This is a genomic window from Pseudomonas sp. S2_E02 (genome assembly GCF_054668355.1).
Genome location: NZ_CP162761.1, coordinates 2,013,039 through 2,032,955, shown reverse-complemented (window position 1 = coordinate 2,032,955; position 19,917 = coordinate 2,013,039). Strand labels below are relative to the sequence as shown.

The 19,917-nt window shown below is 58.6% G+C and carries 17 protein-coding genes; 3 read left to right on the top strand and 14 right to left on the bottom strand.

The annotated features are described in order from the left end of the window. Positions 1–165: 165 nt before the first annotated feature. From aceA to AB4O01_RS09015, 9 genes are all read right to left on the bottom strand, one after another. Positions 166–1,491 carry an isocitrate lyase gene (gene aceA, locus AB4O01_RS09055; protein WP_016775277.1) on the bottom strand — a complete coding sequence of 442 codons (1,326 nt, stop codon included), beginning with the start codon at positions 1,489–1,491 and terminating at the stop codon, positions 166–168. A gap of 473 nt (positions 1,492–1,964) precedes the next feature. Beyond that, complete coding sequence (locus AB4O01_RS09050; protein WP_460091427.1) at positions 1,965–2,726, bottom strand: secretin N-terminal domain-containing protein; 762 nt, start codon at positions 2,724–2,726, stop codon at positions 1,965–1,967. Positions 2,727–2,959: 233 nt separating this feature from the next. Next, positions 2,960–3,385 carry a GNAT family N-acetyltransferase gene (locus AB4O01_RS09045; protein ID WP_099756644.1) on the bottom strand — a complete coding sequence of 142 codons (426 nt, stop codon included), beginning with the start codon at positions 3,383–3,385 and terminating at the stop codon, positions 2,960–2,962. After that, entirely contained in the window at positions 3,378–4,547 is a 1,170-nt protein-coding gene (locus tag AB4O01_RS09040) for a ribosomal protein uL16 3-hydroxylase (protein ID WP_320337598.1), read from the bottom strand. The genes AB4O01_RS09045 and AB4O01_RS09040 overlap by 8 nt, the downstream gene beginning before the upstream one ends. Before the next feature lie 86 nt (positions 4,548–4,633). Further along, the gene (purB, locus tag AB4O01_RS09035; RefSeq protein ID WP_257355509.1) at positions 4,634–6,004 is read right to left on the bottom strand and encodes an adenylosuccinate lyase; all 1,371 of its coding nucleotides are present in this window, start codon (positions 6,002–6,004) and stop codon (positions 4,634–4,636) included. Between the two features lie 127 nt (positions 6,005–6,131). After that, entirely contained in the window at positions 6,132–6,755 is a 624-nt protein-coding gene (hflD, locus tag AB4O01_RS09030; RefSeq protein WP_095048074.1) for a high frequency lysogenization protein HflD, read from the bottom strand. Further along, entirely contained in the window at positions 6,752–7,876 is a 1,125-nt protein-coding gene (gene mnmA / locus AB4O01_RS09025; protein ID WP_007920201.1) for a tRNA 2-thiouridine(34) synthase MnmA, read from the bottom strand. Before mnmA ends, hflD begins: the two co-directional genes overlap by 4 nt. Before the next feature lie 59 nt (positions 7,877–7,935). After that, on the bottom strand, positions 7,936–8,382 hold the full coding sequence (locus tag AB4O01_RS09020; RefSeq protein ID WP_095048072.1) for an NUDIX hydrolase: 447 nt from the start codon (positions 8,380–8,382) through the stop codon (positions 7,936–7,938). 198 nt (positions 8,383–8,580) lie between these two features. Next, entirely contained in the window at positions 8,581–10,806 is a 2,226-nt protein-coding gene (locus tag AB4O01_RS09015) for an NADP-dependent isocitrate dehydrogenase (protein WP_460091423.1), read from the bottom strand. Positions 10,807–11,287: 481 nt separating this feature from the next. Here AB4O01_RS09015 and icd point away from each other — a divergent pair, with 481 nt between their 5' ends. Then, positions 11,288–12,544, top strand: coding sequence for an NADP-dependent isocitrate dehydrogenase (gene icd / locus AB4O01_RS09010; protein ID WP_007920207.1), 1,257 nt, complete (start codon positions 11,288–11,290; stop codon positions 12,542–12,544). A 76-nt stretch (positions 12,545–12,620) separates the two neighbouring features. On the opposite strand, the gene AB4O01_RS09005 is transcribed toward icd, so the two are convergent. Next, positions 12,621–12,902, bottom strand: a complete 282-nt coding sequence (locus AB4O01_RS09005; RefSeq protein WP_460091422.1) for a cold shock domain-containing protein — start codon at positions 12,900–12,902, stop codon at positions 12,621–12,623. A gap of 224 nt (positions 12,903–13,126) precedes the next feature. Between AB4O01_RS09005 and clpS the strand changes: the two genes are divergently transcribed. Continuing rightward, positions 13,127–13,510, top strand: coding sequence for an ATP-dependent Clp protease adapter ClpS (gene clpS, locus AB4O01_RS09000; RefSeq protein WP_016987405.1), 384 nt, complete (start codon positions 13,127–13,129; stop codon positions 13,508–13,510). Positions 13,511–13,540: 30 nt separating this feature from the next. Then, positions 13,541–15,811, top strand: coding sequence for an ATP-dependent Clp protease ATP-binding subunit ClpA (clpA, locus tag AB4O01_RS08995; protein WP_016987404.1), 2,271 nt, complete (start codon positions 13,541–13,543; stop codon positions 15,809–15,811). A 1,080-nt stretch (positions 15,812–16,891) separates the two neighbouring features. Here the strand turns inward: clpA and infA are convergent. The 4 genes from infA to trxB all read right to left on the bottom strand — a co-directional run bounded on the left by infA (position 16,892) and on the right by trxB (position 19,689). Next, entirely contained in the window at positions 16,892–17,110 is a 219-nt protein-coding gene (gene infA / locus AB4O01_RS08990; protein WP_002553999.1) for a translation initiation factor IF-1, read from the bottom strand. Between the two features lie 112 nt (positions 17,111–17,222). Next, the gene (locus tag AB4O01_RS08985) at positions 17,223–17,930 is read right to left on the bottom strand and encodes an arginyltransferase (protein ID WP_093434294.1); all 708 of its coding nucleotides are present in this window, start codon (positions 17,928–17,930) and stop codon (positions 17,223–17,225) included. A 57-nt stretch (positions 17,931–17,987) separates the two neighbouring features. Continuing rightward, complete coding sequence (gene aat / locus AB4O01_RS08980) at positions 17,988–18,668, bottom strand: leucyl/phenylalanyl-tRNA--protein transferase (RefSeq protein WP_460091419.1); 681 nt, start codon at positions 18,666–18,668, stop codon at positions 17,988–17,990. A gap of 61 nt (positions 18,669–18,729) precedes the next feature. Further along, a complete protein-coding gene (gene trxB, locus AB4O01_RS08975) occupies positions 18,730–19,689 on the bottom strand; it encodes a thioredoxin-disulfide reductase (protein ID WP_093434300.1) in 960 nt (319 codons plus the stop codon). Between the last annotated feature and the right edge of the window lie 228 nt (positions 19,690–19,917).

Here is a 19,917-nt window from a genome sequence, read left to right as displayed (position 1 = left end):
ACATGACGCCTTCGCGAGCAAGCTCGCTCCCACAGGGGGGTTGTGGCGTATGGGAGATTGTCTCGGGCAAAAAAAACGCCCCGAACCAGTCGGGGCGTCAGTTTTGCGGCTCTGCGGTTAGCTTTCTATACGATCCGCAAAGGCCGTTTGCTCAGCGAAGCCGAATCAGTGGAACTGTTCTTCTTCAGTCGAACCGGTCAGTGCGGTTACCGACGACGAGCCACCTTGAATCACAGTGGTCATGTCGTCGAAGTAGCCGGTGCCCACTTCCTGCTGGTGAGCCACGAAGGTGTAACCCTTGGCGGCGTCAGCGAATTCCTGCTCCTGCAGCTTCACGTAGGCAGTCATGTCGTTGCGGGCGTAGTCGTGCGCCAGGTTGAACATGCTGTGCCACATGTTGTGAATGCCGGCCAGGGTGATGAACTGGTGCTTGTAACCCATGGCGGACAGTTCGCGCTGGAACTTGGCGATGGTCGCGTCGTCGAGGTTTTTCTTCCAGTTGAAGGAAGGCGAGCAGTTGTACGACAGCAGTTGGTCCGGGTATTCCTTTTTGATCGCTTCGGCAAAGCGACGGGCTTCTTCCAGATCCGGCTTGGCGGTTTCGCACCAGATCAGGTCGGCGTACGGCGCGTAGGCCAGGCCGCGAGCGATGGCTTGATCCAGACCGGCACGGACCTTGTAGAAACCTTCCTGAGTGCGCTCGCCAGTCACGAACGGCTGGTCGTACGGGTCGCAATCGGAAGTCAGCAGGTCAGCAGCGTTAGCGTCGGTACGGGCCAGAATGATGGTCGGGGTACCGGCAACGTCAGCAGCCAGACGAGCAGCGGTCAGCTTCTGTACGGCTTCTTGAGTTGGAACCAGTACTTTACCGCCCATGTGACCGCATTTTTTCACGGAAGCCAGTTGGTCTTCGAAGTGAACGCCGGCGGCGCCTGCTTCGATCATGCTCTTCATCAGCTCGTAGGCGTTCAGCACGCCACCGAAACCGGCTTCGGCGTCAGCCACGATCGGCGCGAAGTAGTCGATGTAGCCATCGTCGCCCGGGTTCTTGCCGGCTTTCCATTGGATCTGGTCAGCACGACGGAACGAGTTGTTGATGCGCTTGACCACGGTTGGCACCGAGTCCACCGGGTACAGCGACTGGTCCGGGTACATGGATTCTGCGGAGTTGTTGTCCGCAGCAACCTGCCAGCCCGACAGGTAGATCGCCTGGATGCCGGCTTTAACCTGCTGAACAGCCTGGCCACCGGTCAGGGCGCCCATGCAGTTGACGAAATCTTTCTCAGGACGGAAGGAAGGCTTGGCACCCTGGGTGACCAGGTTCCACAGCTTCTCGGCGCCCATTTTTGCAAAGGTGTGCTCAGGTTGAACCGAGCCACGCAGACGGACGACGTCAGCAGCGGAGTAAGTGCGTGTCACGCCTTTCCAGCGCGGGTTTTCAGCCCAGTCTTTTTCGAGGGCTGCAATTTGCTGTTCGCGTGTCAGTGCCATGGAGATAAACCTCGTCGCGTCTTTATGAAAAGTTGTTCTGCGGTGGAAAATTCCTGCGCTCGCTGACCAGAAGCTTAGGTGGTCAAGTCGGATTCGGCGGGGTAGGCGACGGGATGAACGATAGGCTCGAGGGGAAGTGAGCAGGTAGTGGCGGACTGCGGGCGCATTCGGGCGTCGTGGGCCTTTATACGGTCTACAGTGTGAAGCCTGGTTACCTAATTACGCTTCCGTCCCTCGGGACAACTTCGTTCCAGTCGGCAACCTCGTCAAACACACCTTGTGGGCGGTACAGACACGAAGCGGTTCGCGGGGTAGGTGCGAACATCGCTTCGAAGGCCCTTGCCAGGGCCTCTGATTAGCGGGAGCGAGGCCATCATGCCTTCGCTTTTTTACCCCGTCAAACGTTTTGTAGTGCTTTTTTTCAAGCACTACATCTTTCGTCTAATACGACTAATCAGTCAGTTTTCGGTGCTTTAGTCCAGGGCGTCGACTTTGACCCGCAAGGTCATGTCATCCCGGCCTTGAGTCGAGTAGCTGCGGGTCAGGCCCTGTTTGTCGGCCTGAGTCTGGCGATTCACGCCAGCGAGGGTGATCCACTCACCAAGGCGCCCGCTGACCGTTGTGTCGGTGCTTTGCACGTTCACTACATCGGGACGTTCCTGGCTCATGCGGTCACGGTTGGTACTGATTGTCAGGTGAACGATGTCGCCGGTGACGCTGGCGGTGACATAGAAACCCTGGGTGACGTTGCGGTATTGGGTCTGGCTGCTGTAATCGCCATAGGAATTGGTCTGGCTGCTGGTGATCGGCACACTTTGACCGACTTGAATCAGCGCCGGCATGCCGTCGGTGGCCTGCACCTGCTGCACGCCGCCGTCGCGACTGGCGGTGCTGCGGCTGATGATGCGGGTCTGGTTCGGCTGGGCGCCGTTGACCGAATAACCTTCGTCGCCACGGCCATTGTTTTCATTGGTGTCGACGGTGATCAGCAGACGCTTGGGCGCCGTGTCCAGTTGGGTGATCAGCGCCTTGAGCTCCTGGATCTTGTCCGGCTCAGCCTTGATGATCAGTTGGTTGCCATAGGCGCTGACCTGACCGTCCTTGCCGAGGAAGTCTTGCGCCATCGGCAGCATGTCAGTACTGGTGCGGTAATTGAGGGGCACGATTTCTGTGGCTGCCATCACCGAAAAACTGCAACCGAGCAGCAGGGTGGTGAGCAGGGTGCGTAGGGACATGTCCGTTATCTCCGCTTTCGAAAGTCTTGATATTGCCAGTTTGTCGGCCTTGGGTGGGGCAAGTTGAATCGTAGACAGCAAAACGCCCCGGCATCGGTTGATGTCGGGGCGTGATCGTTCCCACGCTCTGCGTGGGAATGCAGCCAGTGACGCTCTGCGTCACATGCCGCAAGGGACGCGGAGCGTCCCGAGAGGCATTCCCACGCAGAGCGTGGGAACGATCAGGGCAGAGCTCAACCCGAATGCCGAACCATGTCGACATGCGGAATCCCGGCTTCGAGGAATTCCTCGCTGATCAGGCTGAAGCCGAGGCGCTCATAGAACGCCGTGGCCTGCACCTGAGCGCTGAGCATTTGCTGCTTCAAGCCACGCGCTTCAGCTTCAGCGATGACTGCTTGCATCAGCGCATCACCGACCTTCATCCCGCGCCAGTCTTTCAGTACCGAAACGCGGCCAATGTGCCCGTCAGGCAGCAGGCGCGCAGTACCGATCGGAAAGTCGCCTTCAAACGCCAGAAAATGCACGGCGGTCGCGTCGTCCGCGTCCCATTCCAGCTCAGGTGGCACCGATTGCTCGGCGATGAACACCGTTTCACGAATGCGCCGGATCTCGGCGATGTCCTTCTGCCAGTCTGCGACACGTACGCGAATCTTATTCATCGGCGAACCCCAGGCTCCCTTGCTTGACCAGCTGGCACAGCAGGCTGCAAGCGTCTTCGTCGTTCAGCCACTCGCCGAGGTTGTCGGTGTGCAGGGCGTCGGCGGCGCAGATCAGCTTCAGCAACTCGCGCAGCTTGCCCGGCAGGTAACGGCTCTGGCCGCTGGCGAACAGCAGCAGGTCGTCATCGACTTCCGACCAGGCCAGGCGTGCGCTCGGATTGCGGATCAGAATGGCGCCATCCTGCAGGGCAGCGAGGAAATCTTCTTCTTCGATTTCTTCCGGGCCGGCCACCAGTTCCGGGTAGCGCGGCTCGGTCATGTACTGGCCGAACCAGGTCAGCAGCAGGCGCTCGTCGCTCATGTGTTCGGCAAGCAGGGCTTTCAGGCGATCCAGTGCATCGTGCTGAATCTGGTGTGGATCGGCTGCAGGCTGTGCGTCGGCGTCGGTGTAGCGCTCTTCATCAGTCAGGAACTGGCTGAGGAAGTCGGTGAAGTGAGTCAGCACTTCGGAAGCGCTTGGTGCGCGGAAGCCGACCGAGTAGGTCATGCAGTTATCGACCGCGACACCGCAGTGCGCCAAGCGCGGCGGCAGGTAGAGCATGTCGCCCGGTTCCAGGACCCATTCTTCGGTCTCGTGGAATTCAGCGAGGATGCGCAGGTCCGCGTGTTGCAGCAGCGGGCTCTCGGAATCGCACATCTGGCCGATTTTCCAGTTGCGCTTGCCGTGGCCTTGCAGCAGGAACACGTCGTAGTTGTCGAAGTGCGGGCCGACGCTGCCACCCGGGGCGGCGAAGCTGATCATCACGTCGTCGACGCGCCAGCTCGGCAGGAAACGGAAGTTTTCCAGCAATTCGCTGACTTCCGGGACGAATTGGTCGACGGCTTGAACCAGCAGGGTCCACTCTTTTTCCGGCAATTTGCTGAATTCGTCTTCAGCGAACGGGCCGCGACGCAGTTCCCATGGACGCTCGCCGTGCTCGATCACCAGGCGCGATTCGACTTCTTCTTCCAGGGCCAGGCCGGCCAGTTCGTCGGCGTCGATCGGGCTTTCGAAGTCAGGAATCGCCTGACGGATCAGCAGTGGCTTTTTCTGCCAGTAGTCGCGCAGGAATTCGCGTGCTGTGAGGCCGCCCAGAAGTTGAAGAGGAATATCGGAATTCATATGTAACCTATTGAAAAAAAGCACTTTTCAGACGGGAATAAAAACGCCCGGCGCGGCCGGGCGTCTCAAGCGGATCAAGCGGTCGATCAGATGCGTTTGGCTTGCGCTACAGCGTTGCCGATGTAGTTGGCCGGAGTCAGTTGCTTGAGCTCGGCTTTCGCTTCGGCAGGCATGTCCAGGCCATCGATGAAAGTCTGCAACGCTTCAGGGCTGATGCCCTTGCCGCGGGTCAGTTCTTTCAGCTTCTCGTACGGGTTTTCGATGTTGTAGCGGCGCATCACGGTCTGGATCGGCTCGGCCAACACTTCCCAGCAAGCGTCGAGGTCAGCGGCAATCTTCTGCTCGTTGAGCTCCAGTTTGCTGATGCCTTTGAGGCTGGCTTCGTACGCGATCACGCTGTGGGCGAAGCCGACACCGAGGTTGCGCAGTACGGTGGAGTCGGTCAGGTCGCGCTGCCAGCGGGAAATCGGCAGTTTGCTCGCCAGGTGCTGGAACAGTGCGTTGGCGATGCCCAGGTTGCCTTCGGAGTTTTCGAAGTCGATCGGGTTGACCTTGTGCGGCATGGTCGACGAACCGATTTCGCCAGCGATGGTGCGCTGCTTGAAATAACCCAGGGAGATGTAGCCCCAGATGTCACGGTCGAAGTCGATCAGGATGGTGTTGAAGCGCGCGATCGCGTCGAACAGCTCGGCGATGTAGTCGTGCGGTTCGATCTGCGTGGTGTACGGGTTGAAGCCCAGGCCCAGTTCGTCTTCGATGAAGGCGCGGGCGTTGGCTTCCCAGTCGATCTGCGGGTAGGCCGACAGGTGTGCGTTGTAGTTACCGACAGCGCCGTTGATCTTGCCCAGCAGCGGCACGGCAGCGACTTGAGCGATCTGACGCTCGAGACGGTAAACCACGTTCGCCAGCTCTTTACCCAAAGTAGTCGGGGAGGCCGGTTGACCGTGGGTGCGCGACAGCATTGGCACGTCAGCGAAACGGATGGCCAGTTCGCGGATGGCGTTGGCGGTCTGGCGCATCAGCGGCAGCATCACGTCGTCACGGCCTTCGCGCAGCATCAGGGCGTGGGACAGGTTGTTGATGTCTTCACTGGTGCAGGCAAAGTGGATGAACTCGCTGACCTTGGCCAGCTCCGGCAGCTTGGCCGCCTGCTCCTTGAGCAGGTATTCGATCGCTTTGACGTCGTGGTTGGTGGTGCGCTCGATCTCTTTGACGCGCTCGGCGTGCTCCAGCGAGAAGTTTTCAGCCAGTTCATTGAGAACGGCGTTGGCCTCGGCGGAGAAGGCTGGCACTTCAGGGACACCAGCGTGGGCGGCCAGGCGCTGGAGCCAGCGCACTTCAACCAGAACACGGGCACGGATCAGGCCGTACTCGCTGAAAATCGGGCGCAGGGCCTGGGTTTTGCCGGCGTAGCGGCCGTCAACAGGGGAAACCGCAGTGAGCGAAGAAAGCTGCATGGGGTGTTCTCGGACAGTCGGGCAACGAAATGGGGCGCGTATCATACATGAAAAAATCCGCCGGTCCGTTGCCAACTGACCGGCGTATTACGCGTTACAGACTACAAAGCTTTTATTGCGCGGCGATTTACTCGCTGCGCATCAACGGATACAGCTCTTTGAGCAGCTTGCGCCGGCTGATCACCAACTGCCAGCGATGGCCGCCGAGCTGCCGCCACAGGCGCGCTGAACGAATGCCGGCGAGGAGCAGGGCGCGAATCTTCGAGGCGTTGCTTGGCTGCTGCAGATTGCGCATGTCGCCATGCACCTGAATGCGTTGGCGCAAGGTGCTCAGGGTGTCCTGATACAGCGCGCCGCAAGCCGCGACCACGTTTTCGTGGGCCGGGCCGAAATGCTCGACCTGCGACTGGATCTGCGGCAAGCGCTTGCCGATGATGTCGAGCATGTCGTTGCGCTTGGCCAGTTGACGTTCCAGGCCGAGCATCGACAGGGCATAACGCAGCGGCTCGCGTTGCAGCGTGCTCGGGTCGCGTTCAAGGGCGCCAATCAGTGCACGGTAACCTTCGCGCAAATTGATGTCGTCGCCGCCGTACACGTCCAGCGTGTCCTTCGGGTCGCGCACGAGCAGGCTGCCGAGCATGCAGCTCAGGCCGGCTTCGTTGGTCTGGCCGGTCTTGGCGATCCGGTCGACCAGCACGGCGGCGAGAAACACGCCGCCGAGCGCCGTCAGTTGCTCCTGAGTCGGGCTCATGCCTGGCCGCTCCACGGCTCGGCCACTTCGATCACGCCGCCACCGAGGCAGATTTCACCGTCGTAGAACACCACCGATTGGCCCGGCGTCACCGCACGTTGCGGCTCGTCGAACACGGCGCGGTAGCCGCTGGCGGTTTTTTCCAGGGTGCAGGCTTGATCGCTCTGGCGATAACGCACTTTCGCGGTCAGGCGCAGCGGCTGGCTCAGGTCGATCGGGTTGACCCAATAGATTTCCGAAGCGAGCAGGGCGCTGGAAAACAGCCACGGATGGTTGTTGCCCTGGCCGACGATCAGCTCGTTGCTGTCCAGGTCCTTGCGCAGCACGTACCACGGCTCGTCACCGGCATCTTTCAAACCGCCGATGCCCAGACCTTGGCGCTGACCGATGGTGTGGTACATCAAACCGTGGTGGCGACCGATGACTTCGCCTTCGGTGGTTTTGATTTCGCCCGGTTGCGCCGGCAGGTATTGCTTGAGGAAGTCGCTGAAGCGCCGCTCGCCGATGAAGCAGATCCCGGTGGAGTCCTTCTTCTTGGCGGTGGCCAGCTCGTATTTCTCGGCAATCGCACGGACTTCCGGCTTTTCCAGTTCGCCGACCGGGAACAGGGTCTTGGCGATCTGTTCGCCGCCAACGGCGTGCAGGAAATAGCTCTGATCCTTGTTCGGATCGAGGCCTTTGAGCAGTTCGGTACGACCATCAATGTCGCGGCGGCGCACGTAGTGGCCGGTGGCAATCAGGTCGGCGCCGAGCATCATGGCGTAGTCGAGGAACGCCTTGAACTTGATCTCGCGGTTACACAGGATGTCCGGGTTCGGCGTACGGCCGGCCTTGTATTCGGCCAGGAAGTGCTCGAACACGTTGTCCCAGTATTCAGCAGCGAAGTTGGCGGTGTGCAGCTTGATGCCGATCTTGTCGCAGACAGCCTGAGCATCCGCCAGGTCGTCCATGGCGGTGCAGTATTCCGTTCCGTCGTCTTCTTCCCAGTTCTTCATGAACAGGCCTTCCACCTCGTAACCCTGCTCGATCAGCAGGAGAGCGGAAACGGAAGAGTCCACGCCGCCGGACATGCCGACAATGACGCGCTTCTTGGATGTGTCAGAAGGGGCTGGATCACGCATAGGGATTCAATGAGTGTCTTGAAAAAGGACGCGATTCTAGCAGGCTCGCGGCCTCAAGGCTAAAGAGAAGGGCGGATCAGTTCGAGGCTGAAGTGATGGCCGGCCAGATAATCGTCGATGCAACGGATGATCAGCTCGCTGCGCCAGTTGTCGCGCTGGGCGATTAATTCGTCACGGGTCAGCCACTTGGCGCCGACGATGCCGTCATCGAGCTGGTAGTCGGGGTGGTGTTGCACGGCTTTGGCGCTGAAGCACACGCGCTGGTAAGTCACGCCGTTGCTCGGTGCGGTGTACAGGTAAATGCCGATCACGCCGGTAGGTTCGACGTCCCAGCCGGTTTCTTCGAGGGTTTCGCGCACGGCGGCGTCGATCAGGGTTTCGTCCGGGTCGAGATGGCCGGCGGGCTGGTTGAGCACGTTACGCCCAGCCTTGTGTTCCTCGACCATCAGGAAGCGGCCGTTGTCCTCGACGATGGTGGCGACGGTGATGTGGGGGAGCCATTCCATAAAACCTTCCTCAATCTATTGGTTGAAACCCAATCCCCTGTGTGAGCGAGCTTGCTCGCGAATGCGGTTTATCATTCAACATTTTCATTGACTGACCCGCCGCCTTCGCGAGCAAGCTCGCTCCCACAGGGGAAGTGTGAACTCTGGAAACACAAACCCCGGCACGAGGCCGGGGTTTGTGATGTTCCCTTTACAACCTTAAACCAGCGCAGCAATCGCCGCGTTGAGGGTTGCGCTTGGGCGCATGGCCTTGCTGATCAGCTCGGCATTGGCGTGGTAGTAACCGCCGATGTCGACTGGCTTGCCCTGAACGGCGTTGAGCTCGGCAACGATGGTTGCTTCGTTCTCGGTCAGAGTCTTGGCCAGAGTCGCGAACTGCGCTTGCAGTGCAGCGTCTTCAGTCTGGGCAGCCAGGGCCTGAGCCCAGTACATCGCCAGATAGAAGTGGCTGCCGCGGTTGTCGATGTTGCCGACTTTGCGCGATGGCGACTTGTTGTTGTCGAGGAACTGGCCGGTGGCCTGATCCAGGGTTTTCGACAGCACCAGGGCTTTCGGGTTGTTGTAGTTCACACCCAAATGCTCAAGGGACGCTGCCAGAGCAAGGAACTCGCCCAGCGAATCCCAGCGCAGGAAGTTCTCTTCAACCAGTTGCTGCACGTGCTTCGGAGCCGAACCACCTGCGCCGGTTTCGAACAGGCCGCCGCCGTTCATCAGCGGTACGATCGACAGCATCTTGGCGCTGGTGCCCAGTTCCATGATCGGGAACAGGTCGGTCAGGTAGTCGCGCAGTACGTTGCCGGTCACCGAAATGGTGTCCTTGCCTTCGCGGGTGCGCTGCAGGGTGTACTTCATGGCGTCGACCGGCGCCATGATCTGGATGTCCAGACCGGTGGTGTCGTGATCTTTCAGGTAAGCCTGAACCTTCTCGATCACTACGCCATCGTGAGCGCGCATCGGGTCCAGCCAGAAGATCGCTGGCGTGCTGCTCGCGCGAGCACGGTTGACGGCCAGTTTGACCCAGTCCTGGATCGGCGCGTCTTTGGTCTGGCACATGCGGAAGATGTCGCCGGCTTCAACAGCCTGTTCCATCAGCAGGTTGCCCTTGCTGTCGGTGACGCGAACCACGCCGTCAGCCTTGATCTGGAAGGTCTTGTCGTGCGAGCCGTACTCTTCGGCTTTCTTCGCCATCAGGCCAACGTTTGGCACGTTGCCCATGGTGGTCGGATCGAAAGCGCCATTGGCTTTGCAATCTTCGATCACGGCCTGGTAGATGGTCGCGTAGCAACGATCCGGGATCACAGCCTTGGTGTCGTGCAGCTGACCGTCGGTGCCCCACATTTTGCCGGAGTCACGGATCATTGCCGGCATCGAGGCGTCGACGATCACGTCGCTCGGCACGTGCAGGTTGGTGATGCCTTTGTCGGAGTTGACCATCGCCAGCGATGGACGAGCAGCGTAGACGGCTGCCATGTCGGCTTCGATCTGCGCTTGCTGCTCAGCCGGCAGGGCTTTGATGCGCGCGTACAGATCGCCGATGCCGTTGTTCAGGTTGAAGCCGATCTCGGCCAGCACGTCAGCGTGCTTGGTCAGGGCGTCTTTATAGAATTCGGCAACGATCTGGCCGAACATGATCGGGTCGGAGACCTTCATCATGGTCGCTTTCAGGTGAACCGACAGCAGCACGCCTTGGGCCTTGGCGCTTTCGATTTCAGCAGCGATGAACGCGCGCAGGGCGTTTTTGCTCATCACGGCGCAGTCGAGGATCTCGCCAGCCTGAACGGTGGTTTTTTCTTTCAGAACGGTAGCGGTACCGTCCTTGGCGATCAGCTCGATCTTCACGGCGTCAGCGGCGTCGATCAGGGCAGCTTTTTCGCTGCCGTAGAAATCGCCGGTGCTCATGTGAGCGACGTGGGATTTGGAGTCTTTGGCCCAGGCGCCCATTTTGTGTGGGTGCTTGCGCGCGTAGTTCTTCACCGACAGCGGTGCACGACGGTCGGAGTTGCCTTCACGCAGAACCGGGTTTACGGCGCTGCCCTTGACCTTGTCGTAACGCGCCTTGGCGTCTTTGTCGGCGTCGCTGGTCACGGTTTCCGGGTAGTCCGGCAGGTTGTAACCCTGAGCTTGCAGCTCTTTGATCGCGGCTTGCAGCTGTGGCACCGAAGCGCTGATGTTCGGCAGCTTGATGATGTTGGCTTCAGGCGTAACGGCCAGGTCGCCCAGTTCGGCGAGGTGGTCGGCTACGGCTTTGTCGCCCAGTTGCTCGGGGAAGCTGGCCAGAATACGTGCTGCAAGAGAGATATCGCGGGTTTCCACGGCGATATCGGCCGAGGCGGTGTAAGCCTCGATGATCGGCAGCAGGGAATAGGTGGCGAGGGCTGGAGCTTCGTCGGTGAAGGTATAGATGATCTTCGAGCGGGTGGGCATATTCGGATTAACTCTCTCTTCTTTGCTAAAGCGTGCGCAGAAACTCGAGGGGCGCCGGGTAAGCGCGTTCGTTCAAAGTCATCCATGAACCGAATGTCGAGATTCTTCGCGGTGATGTTGGGTGCATCAGTAGAGCGTCAAGCAGTCGGACTGCGGTAACAACCCGACCAATCAGGCGGAAAGTCTCGTGCTAGAGAGGCCAGCCGTCGTGACCCTGTGGTCAGCGGGCGGCATTATACATAGGTAGCTGGCAATCTGCCGATGGTTCATATGCAACGATTCTCGTCCATTGGTCTAAAGGTCGCAGGGCGGGGTCGGACGTAGAGTCGTCGCGAATGCTTGAGTTTGGCGCTTTTCCCTTTGCTTTCAGGCTTGTACGAAACGAGATGTAGGCGCGCCACGAACAGAGGGTTTGCGTGTTGATTTAACTGGGTTACGCTCGGACCAAGCCAGATGTTCAATCCAAACAATGGAGTTCAGCATGGGTTACAAGAAGATTCAGGTTCCAGCCGTCGGCGACAAAATCACCGTCAATGCAGACCATTCTCTCAATGTTCCTGATAACCCGATCATCCCCTTCATCGAAGGTGACGGCATTGGTGTCGACATCAGCCCGGTGATGATCAAGGTTGTCGATGCTGCAGTTCAAAAGGCATACGGCGGTAAACGCAAGATTTCCTGGATGGAAGTCTACGCCGGGGAAAAAGCCACTCAGGTTTATGATCAGGACACCTGGCTGCCTCAGGAAACTCTCGATGCAGTCAAGGATTACGTGGTTTCCATCAAAGGCCCGCTGACCACCCCGGTCGGTGGCGGCATCCGCTCGCTGAACGTGGCCCTGCGTCAGCAACTCGACCTGTACGTCTGCCTGCGCCCGGTGCGCTGGTTCGAAGGCGTACCAAGCCCGGTGAAAAAGCCTGGTGACGTCGACATGACCATTTTCCGCGAGAACTCCGAAGACATCTATGCGGGCATTGAGTGGAAGGCCGGTTCGCCGGAAGCCACCAAGGTCATCAAATTCCTTAAAGAAGAAATGGGCGTCACCAAGATCCGTTTCGACGAAAACTGCGGCATCGGCGTCAAGCCGGTTTCGCTGGAAGGCACCAAGCGTCTGGCGCGCAAGGCCCTGCAATATGTAGTCGATAACGACCGCGATTCGCTGACCATCGTGCACAAAGGCAACATCATGAAGTTCACCGAAGGTGCCTTCAAAGAGTGGGCCTACGAAGTGGCCGCTGAAGAATTCGGCGCGACCCTGCTCGACGGCGGTCCGTGGATGCAGTTCAAAAACCCGAAAACCGGCAAGAACGTTGTGGTCAAAGATGCCATCGCCGACGCCATGCTCCAGCAGATCCTGCTGCGCCCGGCCGAATACGATGTGATCGCGACCCTGAACCTGAACGGCGACTACCTCTCCGACGCCCTGGCGGCGGAAGTGGGCGGTATCGGCATCGCGCCGGGCGCCAACCTGTCCGACACCGTGGCGATGTTCGAGGCCACCCACGGTACTGCGCCGAAGTACGCCGGCAAGGATCAGGTCAATCCGGGTTCGCTGATTCTCTCTGCAGAGATGATGCTGCGCCACATGGGCTGGACCGAAGCGGCGGATCTGATCATCAAGGGCACCAACGGCGCTATTTCGGCCAAGACTGTGACCTATGACTTCGAGCGTCTGATGGACGGGGCCAAACTGGTTTCGTCTTCGGGCTTTGGCGATGCGTTGATTTCGCATATGTAAAAACGCGGGCACACAAAAACCGCCTGACTCGATGAATTGAGTCAGGCGGTTTTTTATGGCCGAAGATTGTGAGGCGTCAGCTGGATGCCGTTTGCATTTGCGCGACGGTATGGGGCAAATTTTTTGTGGCTTCGACCGAGGTGATTTTTACGGCATGCAGCCCCTTGGGGCCTTGAACAATCTCAAAACTCACCAGTTGTCCAGCCTTGAGGGTTCTATACCCGTCCATCTGAATGGCGGAGTAGTGCGCAAAGAAATCAATCTCTTTTCCGTCTTCATCGCGGCCTTCGCGGGCGTCGGTATTGATAAAGCCGAATCCCTTGGCATTGTTGAACCATTTCACCTTGCCGACAGCCATGCTCAAATCCCTCTGCAACAGACTCCATCGCTGGAGTATCATCCAATTCATCCGCAATCTTATTCGTTAAAAGAATTGACTCCGCGGATCTTTTTTACCCACTGTGGGTTCTATTGGTTGTAACACCGTTTTCCCGATAGTCAAGGTGACCGGGCAGTCGGAGTTGAAAACGTGGACAGCCGCCCCCACCACTGTATTTGCACAACTGACGAACCTTTCTTTCCATGCATGCAATCAGCCAGATTCGACTAACATTCAATCAGGATCGCCCGCTTCTCCAAAAGGATCTTCCAGAGGAGCACGACGACGATTCGGCAGGCGTTGCTGTTCAGGAAGCAAAGCCTGCGTTACAGGCGCCGCCGATGTACAAGGTGGTTTTGTTTAATGATGACTACACACCGATGGATTTCGTCGTCGAAGTGCTCGAGGTGTTTTTTAACCTGAATCGCGAGCTGGCGACCAAGGTCATGCTGGCCGTCCACACAGAAGGGCGGGCAGTATGTGGAGTGTTTACCCGCGACATCGCCGAGACAAAGGCCATGCAGGTCAACCAGTACGCCAGGGAAAGCCAGCATCCGCTACTCTGTGAAATCGAGAAGGACGGTTAATCGCCGACCACTTGGGTATGAGGTGAAGCTATGTTAAACCGCGAGCTCGAAGTCACCCTCAATCTAGCCTTCAAGGAGGCTCGTTCGAAACGTCATGAATTCATGACCGTCGAACACCTTTTGCTGGCCCTATTGGACAATGAGGCTGCCGCCACCGTTTTGCGTGCCTGCGGCGCAAACCTCGACAAACTCAAGCATGACCTGCAGGAGTTCATCGACTCCACCACGCCATTGATCCCCGTTCATGACGAAGATCGTGAAACCCAGCCAACCCTGGGCTTCCAGCGTGTACTGCAACGTGCTGTTTTCCACGTACAGAGCTCGGGCAAACGCGAAGTGACTGGCGCCAATGTGCTGGTCGCAATCTTCAGTGAGCAAGAGAGTCAGGCAGTGTTCCTGCTGAAGCAGCAGAGCGTTGCGCGCATCGATGTCGTCAATTACATCGCTCATGGCATTTCCAAAGTGCCGGGGCATGGCGATCACTCTGAAGGTGAACAAGATATGCAGGACGACGAGGGCGGTGAGTCTTCTTCTTCAGGCAATCCTCTGGATGCTTATGCCAGCAACCTCAACGAACTCGCGCGCCAGGGTCGTATCGATCCGCTGGTCGGCCGTGAGTCGGAAGTCGAGCGTGTCGCGCAGATTCTCGCGCGTCGGCGCAAAAACAATCCGCTGCTGGTAGGCGAGGCGGGCGTGGGTAAAACTGCGATTGCCGAAGGCCTGGCCAAGCGCATTGTTGATAATCAGGTGCCGGACCTGCTGGCCAACAGCGTTGTTTACTCGCTCGACCTTGGCGCTCTGCTCGCGGGCACCAAGTATCGTGGTGATTTCGAGAAGCGCTTCAAGGCGCTGCTCAACGAACTGAAAAAACGTCCGCAGGCAATCCTGTTCATCGACGAAATCCACACCATCATCGGTGCCGGCGCTGCTTCCGGTGGCGTGATGGATGCTTCGAACCTGCTCAAGCCGCTGCTGTCGTCTGGCGACATTCGCTGCATCGGCTCGACCACGTTCCAGGAATTTCGTGGCATCTTCGAGAAGGACCGTGCCCTGGCGCGTCGCTTCCAGAAGGTCGATGTCGTCGAGCCGTCGGTGGAAGACACCATCGGTATCCTGCGCGGCCTGAAAGGGCGTTTCGAGCAGCACCACAACATCGAATACAGCGATGAGTCGTTGCGCGCCGCTGCTGAACTGGCATCGCGCTACATCAATGACCGGCACATGCCGGACAAGGCCATCGACGTGATCGACGAGGCGGGCGCCTATCAGCGTCTGCAACCGGTCGAAAAACGCGTGAAGCGCATCGAAGTGCCACAGGTCGAAGACATCGTGGCGAAAATCGCACGGATTCCACCGAAGCACGTCACCAGTTCCGACAAGGAGCTGCTGCGTAACCTGGAGCGTGACCTGAAGCTGACGGTGTTTGGTCAGGACGCGGCGATCGATTCGCTGTCGACCGCGATCAAGCTGTCGCGTGCCGGGCTTAAATCACCCGACAAGCCAGTCGGTTCGTTCCTGTTCGCAGGCCCGACCGGTGTTGGTAAAACCGAGGCTGCGCGGCAATTGGCCAAGGCCTTGGGGATCGAGCTGGTTCGCTTCGACATGTCCGAGTACATGGAGCGTCACACCGTATCGCGTCTGATCGGTGCGCCTCCTGGGTATGTTGGTTTCGATCAGGGCGGTCTGTTGACCGAGGCGATCACCAAGCAACCGCATTGCGTATTGCTCCTTGATGAAATCGAGAAGGCGCATCCGGAAGTCTTCAACCTGCTGTTGCAGGTGATGGATCACGGTACGCTGACCGACAACAACGGGCGCAAGGCGGACTTCCGCAACGTGATTGTGATCATGACCACCAACGCTGGTGCCGAAACAGCGGCGCGTGCTTCGATCGGTTTCACCCATCAGGACCACTCGTCTGATGCGATGGAAGTGATCAAGAAGAGCTTTACGCCGGAGTTCCGTAACCGTCTGGACACCATTATCCAGTTTGGTCGCCTCAGTCATGAGGTCATCAAAAGTGTGGTGGACAAGTTCCTTACCGAGCTTCAGGCGCAGTTGGAAGACAAGCGTGTGTTGCTTGAGGTCACTGATGCTGCGCGTAGTTGGCTGGCGGCGGGTGGTTATGACTCGGCGATGGGTGCGCGTCCGATGGCTCGTCTGATCCAGGACAAGATCAAGCGTCCGTTGGCGGAGGAGATTCTGTTTGGCGAGCTGGCCGAGCATGGCGGTGTGGTGCACATCGACATCAAGGATGGTGAGTTGACGTTTGACTTCGAGACCACTGCAGAAATGGCCTGACGGCCTTGGATCAAGAGGGCGCCTTCGGGCGCCTTTTTGTTATTTGTCGTTTGGGGTTTTTGGGTGAATATCCGTTGCTGCGGTGATGGCTTATTACGGTTTCGCCCTTACGGCGACTCACTTTTTTACAAGCGCCTAAAAAAGTAAGCAAAAAACGCTTGCTCCTACGTGCGGCCCGCTCGCTGGGGCTCGGGGTTCCTTCGCTCCGGGATCGATCCGGGCGCAGCGCCTACGGTTTGCTTCGCTGCACCTCCTCTCGCTGTGTTTGGCTTCGCCAAACGGTCGCTGCGCTCCCACGCCCGGATCAATCCCTCCACTCAGCCTTCCGACGTCGCCTTACAGAACAAAAGCTGCAGCCGAGCTAACGCTCATCCTGTTGAGTGGTGAGGAGCAACAGCGTGTTCGGCTTTGGATTGGTGTTGGATTCACCCCTCACCCCAGCCCTCTCCCGAGGGAGAGGGAGCCGATGGTGGGCCTCTCAAAATTTGCGTTCAACTCGGACTTTCACGTCGGCGTAACTCTCCCAAACAACTCGGTCAGTCCCCTCTCCCTCTGGGAGAGGGTTAGGGTGAGGGGCTTTTGATCTGTTCCAGAATCTGAGTTCGACTCGGTATTTCAAGTCGGCGTAGCTCTCCCAAACACCTCAATCAGTCCCCTCTCCCTACGGGCGGTCCGACGTTTCGGGAGGGCTAGGGTGAGGGGCTTTTGATCTGGCTTTTGATCTTGCTTTGGCTTTTGATTTTTTGCCCCATCGGCAGGCCGAGCGTAGGTGTTCATCCGGGGGTTAGGCGCGCAGCGCCGTGCGGCGTAGCCGCATACATCGAGAGGAGGTGCAGCGAAGCAAACCGTAGGCGATGCCCCCGGATGGACACCGTAGCGAGGGAACACTGAGCCTCAGCGAAGTGCCGTACGCCGGGGCAAAGCCTTTTGGGTTACCTTTTCGGCGTTTGGAAAAGGTGACTCGCTGTAAGAGCGAAACCACCAGCGGCAGCACCCGAGAAAACGGATATGCCCCCAAAACCCCAAAACGCAGACAAACAAAAACGCCCGGTATAAACCGGGCGTTCTGTATTGACTTGATTAACGAGCGCGGTAAGTGATGCGCCCTTTGCTCAAGTCATAGGGCGTCAGCTCGACGCGCACTTTGTCACCGGTAAGAATACGAATGTAGTTCTTGCGCATCTTGCCGGAAATATGCGCGGTTACGACGTGCCCATTTTCCAACTCCACACGAAACATGGTGTTGGGCAGGGTGTCGACGACAGTGCCTTCCATTTCGAAGCTGTCTTCTTTCGACATGCAGTAAAGCCCTCGGTATCCAATGAATGGCCCGGTGCAACTGCGCCAGGCAAAAGCGGCGTGCATTGTGCCCGAAAAATGGGGTTTACGCCAAGGGGTTTACGGCTTGGGTTTAGTTGAGGATCACCCAGCGCTGATTAATCAGCAATTCTATGGGGCGATATTGCGTCTTGTAGTTCATCTTTTTGCAGTTCTTGATCCAGTAACCGAGGTAGACCGCCTCAAGCCCGAGGCGCTGGCTCTCGGCGATTTGCCAGAGGATGGCAAATCGGCCAAGGCTGCGGCGTTCTTCGGCGGGTTCGTAGAAGGTGTACACGGCTGACAAACCGTTGGGCAGCAAATCGGTGACCGCCACGGCGAGCAACCGTCCGTCGAGTCGGAACTCGTAAAAGCGCGAGAACGGCAAGTCGCGGACCAGAAACGTCGCGAACTGATCACGGCTCGGCGGGTACATGTCGCCGTCTGCATGACGCTGTTCGATGTAACGCTGATACAGGTCGAAATATTCTTCGCTGAATTGCGGTTTGGCCGGGCGCACCTGCAAATCCGTATTGCGCTTGAGAATCCGCTTCTGCTGACGATTGGGCATGAACTGCGCCACGGGAATGCGCGCAGGCACGCACGCATTGCAGTTCTGGCAATGCGGCCGGTACAGATGATCGCCACTGCGACGAAAGCCCATTTCCGACAGGTCTGCGTAGACATGCACATCCATGGGCTGACTCGGATCGAGAAACAGGGTCGTGGCCTGCTCCTCGGGCAGATAACTGCAAGAGTGAGGCTGAGTGGCATAGAACTTCAATCGCGCCAACTCGGTCATGATCAACCCTCGGGATAAGCTGGTGAATTAAGTGTAAGCCACGCGCGCAAAAGTCGCTCAGCAAACCCAGGTGGCACGATTGGGTTGGTCCAGATGGCGGGTCAGATAGTCGGCGAATTTCTGGCGGGGAATGGCTCGCGCGCCGAGGCTGTGCAGATGATCGGTCGGCATCTGGCAATCGATCAGCACGAATCCCGAGTCTTTCAGATGCCGCACCAGGGTCGCAAAGCCGAATTTCGAGGCATTGTCGGCGCGGCTGAACATCGATTCACCAAAAAACAATTGGCCCATCGCCAGGCCGTACAGGCCACCGACCAGTTCGCCCTGATCCCAGACCTCCACCGAATGCGCGAAGCCGCGACGATGCAGTTCGACATAGGCGTCCTGCATCGCCTCGGTGATCCAGGTGCCATCGGCGTAATCCCGTGGTGCGGCACAGGCGCGGATCACGGCATCGAAATCCTGATCGAAGGTGACTTGATAGCGTTCCTGACGCAGCAGTTTGCCGAGACTGCGCGAGACATGCAGTTCGTCGGGAAATAAGACGGTGCGCGGATCCGGCGACCACCAGAGAATCGGCTGACCCTCGGAAAACCATGGAAAGCAGCCATGGCGATAAGCTTGAATCAGCCGGTCGGCCGACAAATCGCCACCCGCAGCCAGCAATCCGTTGGGGTCGCGCATGGCCTTTTCCAGTGGCGGAAAAGTCAGGGAATTACGTTGTAACCAAGTCAGCATGGCATCCAGGCTTACAGAAGGGGAGGGCGGTGGGGCGTCTGGCCCGCGATAAAGTGTGCCGTTAAATGACAGGAATGTCGTCCAGATACTTCTCGGCATCCAGTGCGGCCATACACCCGGCACCGGCTGACGTTACCGCCTGGCGGTAAACGTGGTCAGCCACGTCGCCGGCGGCAAACACCCCGGGAATCTCGGTGGCGGTGGCGTCGCCGTCGCTGCCGCCCTTGACCCGCAAGTAGCCGTCGCGCATCGGCAACTGGCCTTGGAACAGGTCGGTGTTGGGCTTGTGACCAATGGCAATGAATACGCCGGCCAACGCCAGTTCGCGGGTTTCGCCGGTATGACTGTCCCGCAGTCGCGCGCCGGTGACGCCGCTGGCATCGCCGAGCACTTCGTCGAGATTCTGGTTCCAGTGCAGGCGCACGTTGCCGTTCGCAGCTTTCTCGAACAGTTTGTCCTGAAGGATTTTCTCCGAACGCAGTTTGTCGCGACGATGGATCAGGTGCACCTCCCTGGCGATGTTCGACAGGTAAAGTGCCTCCTCAACCGCCGTATTGCCGCCGCCGACCACGGCGACCACCTGATTGCGATAGAAGAAGCCGTCACAGGTCGCACAGGCGGAAACGCCTTTGCCGGCGAAGGCTTCTTCCGAGGGCAAGCCCAGATACTGCGCCGAGGCGCCGGTGGCAATGATCAGTGCGTCGCAGGTGTAAGTGCCGCTGTCGCCGATAAGCTCGAACGGGCGCTGCTGCAACTTGGCGGTGTGGATGTGGTCGTAAACGATCTCTGTGGCAAAGCGTTCGGCGTGTTTCTGCATGCGCTCCATCAGCACCGGCCCGGTGAGTCCTTCGACGTCACCGGGCCAGTTGTCGACCTCGACGGTGGTGGTGAGCTGGCCACCGGCCTGCAGGCCGGTGATGACCACGGGTTTGAGGTTGGCGCGGGCGGCATACACGGCAGCGCTGTAACCGGCCGGGCCGGAGCCGAGGATGATCAGGCGTGAATGCTTCGCTACGTTCATCAAATAGACCTCATAAGCCTTTGTCACAAAAGGTAATGCATGCTCAAATTGAGTCTCGGCTTGTGTGTGCTTGACTATGCTCGATCCTGGGGCTTGAAGCATGGCATCGCACGCACAAACCCGTACAATGCCGGGCTGTTACAGAATGTTCGCCGTGCGCTGTATTTATAAAAGCGGCAGCACAGTGTTAAAAGTAGTCTCAGTTGCGCTCGTTCACTTTTTTACCTG

Bases quoted from the DNA above. Each gene is read 5' to 3' on its own strand.
- clpS (WP_016987405.1), top strand. From the start codon at position 13,127: ATGCATGCAATCAGCCAGATTCGACTAACATTCAATCAGGATCGCCCG.
- AB4O01_RS09040 (WP_320337598.1), bottom strand. From the start codon at position 4,547: ATGAATTCCGATATTCCTCTTCAACTTCTGGGCGGCCTCACAGCACGC.
- AB4O01_RS09020 (WP_095048072.1), bottom strand. From the start codon at position 8,382: ATGGAATGGCTCCCCCACATCACCGTCGCCACCATCGTCGAGGACAAC.
- AB4O01_RS09005 (WP_460091422.1), bottom strand. From the start codon at position 12,902: ATGGCTGTCGGCAAGGTGAAATGGTTCAACAATGCCAAGGGATTCGGC.
- icd (WP_007920207.1), top strand. From the start codon at position 11,288: ATGGGTTACAAGAAGATTCAGGTTCCAGCCGTCGGCGACAAAATCACC.
- aat (WP_460091419.1), bottom strand. From the start codon at position 18,668: ATGCTGACTTGGTTACAACGTAATTCCCTGACTTTTCCGCCACTGGAA.
- purB (WP_257355509.1), bottom strand. From the start codon at position 6,004: ATGCAGCTTTCTTCGCTCACTGCGGTTTCCCCTGTTGACGGCCGCTAC.
- AB4O01_RS09045 (WP_099756644.1), bottom strand. From the start codon at position 3,385: ATGAATAAGATTCGCGTACGTGTCGCAGACTGGCAGAAGGACATCGCC.
- hflD (WP_095048074.1), bottom strand. From the start codon at position 6,755: ATGAGCCCGACTCAGGAGCAACTGACGGCGCTCGGCGGCGTGTTTCTC.
- infA (WP_002553999.1), bottom strand. From the start codon at position 17,110: ATGTCGAAAGAAGACAGCTTCGAAATGGAAGGCACTGTCGTCGACACC.
- AB4O01_RS09050 (WP_460091427.1), bottom strand. From the start codon at position 2,726: ATGTCCCTACGCACCCTGCTCACCACCCTGCTGCTCGGTTGCAGTTTT.
- mnmA (WP_007920201.1), bottom strand. From the start codon at position 7,876: ATGCGTGATCCAGCCCCTTCTGACACATCCAAGAAGCGCGTCATTGTC.
- aceA (WP_016775277.1), bottom strand. From the start codon at position 1,491: ATGGCACTGACACGCGAACAGCAAATTGCAGCCCTCGAAAAAGACTGG.
- clpA (WP_016987404.1), top strand. From the start codon at position 13,541: ATGTTAAACCGCGAGCTCGAAGTCACCCTCAATCTAGCCTTCAAGGAG.
- trxB (WP_093434300.1), bottom strand. From the start codon at position 19,689: ATGAACGTAGCGAAGCATTCACGCCTGATCATCCTCGGCTCCGGCCCG.
- AB4O01_RS09015 (WP_460091423.1), bottom strand. From the start codon at position 10,806: ATGCCCACCCGCTCGAAGATCATCTATACCTTCACCGACGAAGCTCCA.
- AB4O01_RS08985 (WP_093434294.1), bottom strand. From the start codon at position 17,930: ATGACCGAGTTGGCGCGATTGAAGTTCTATGCCACTCAGCCTCACTCT.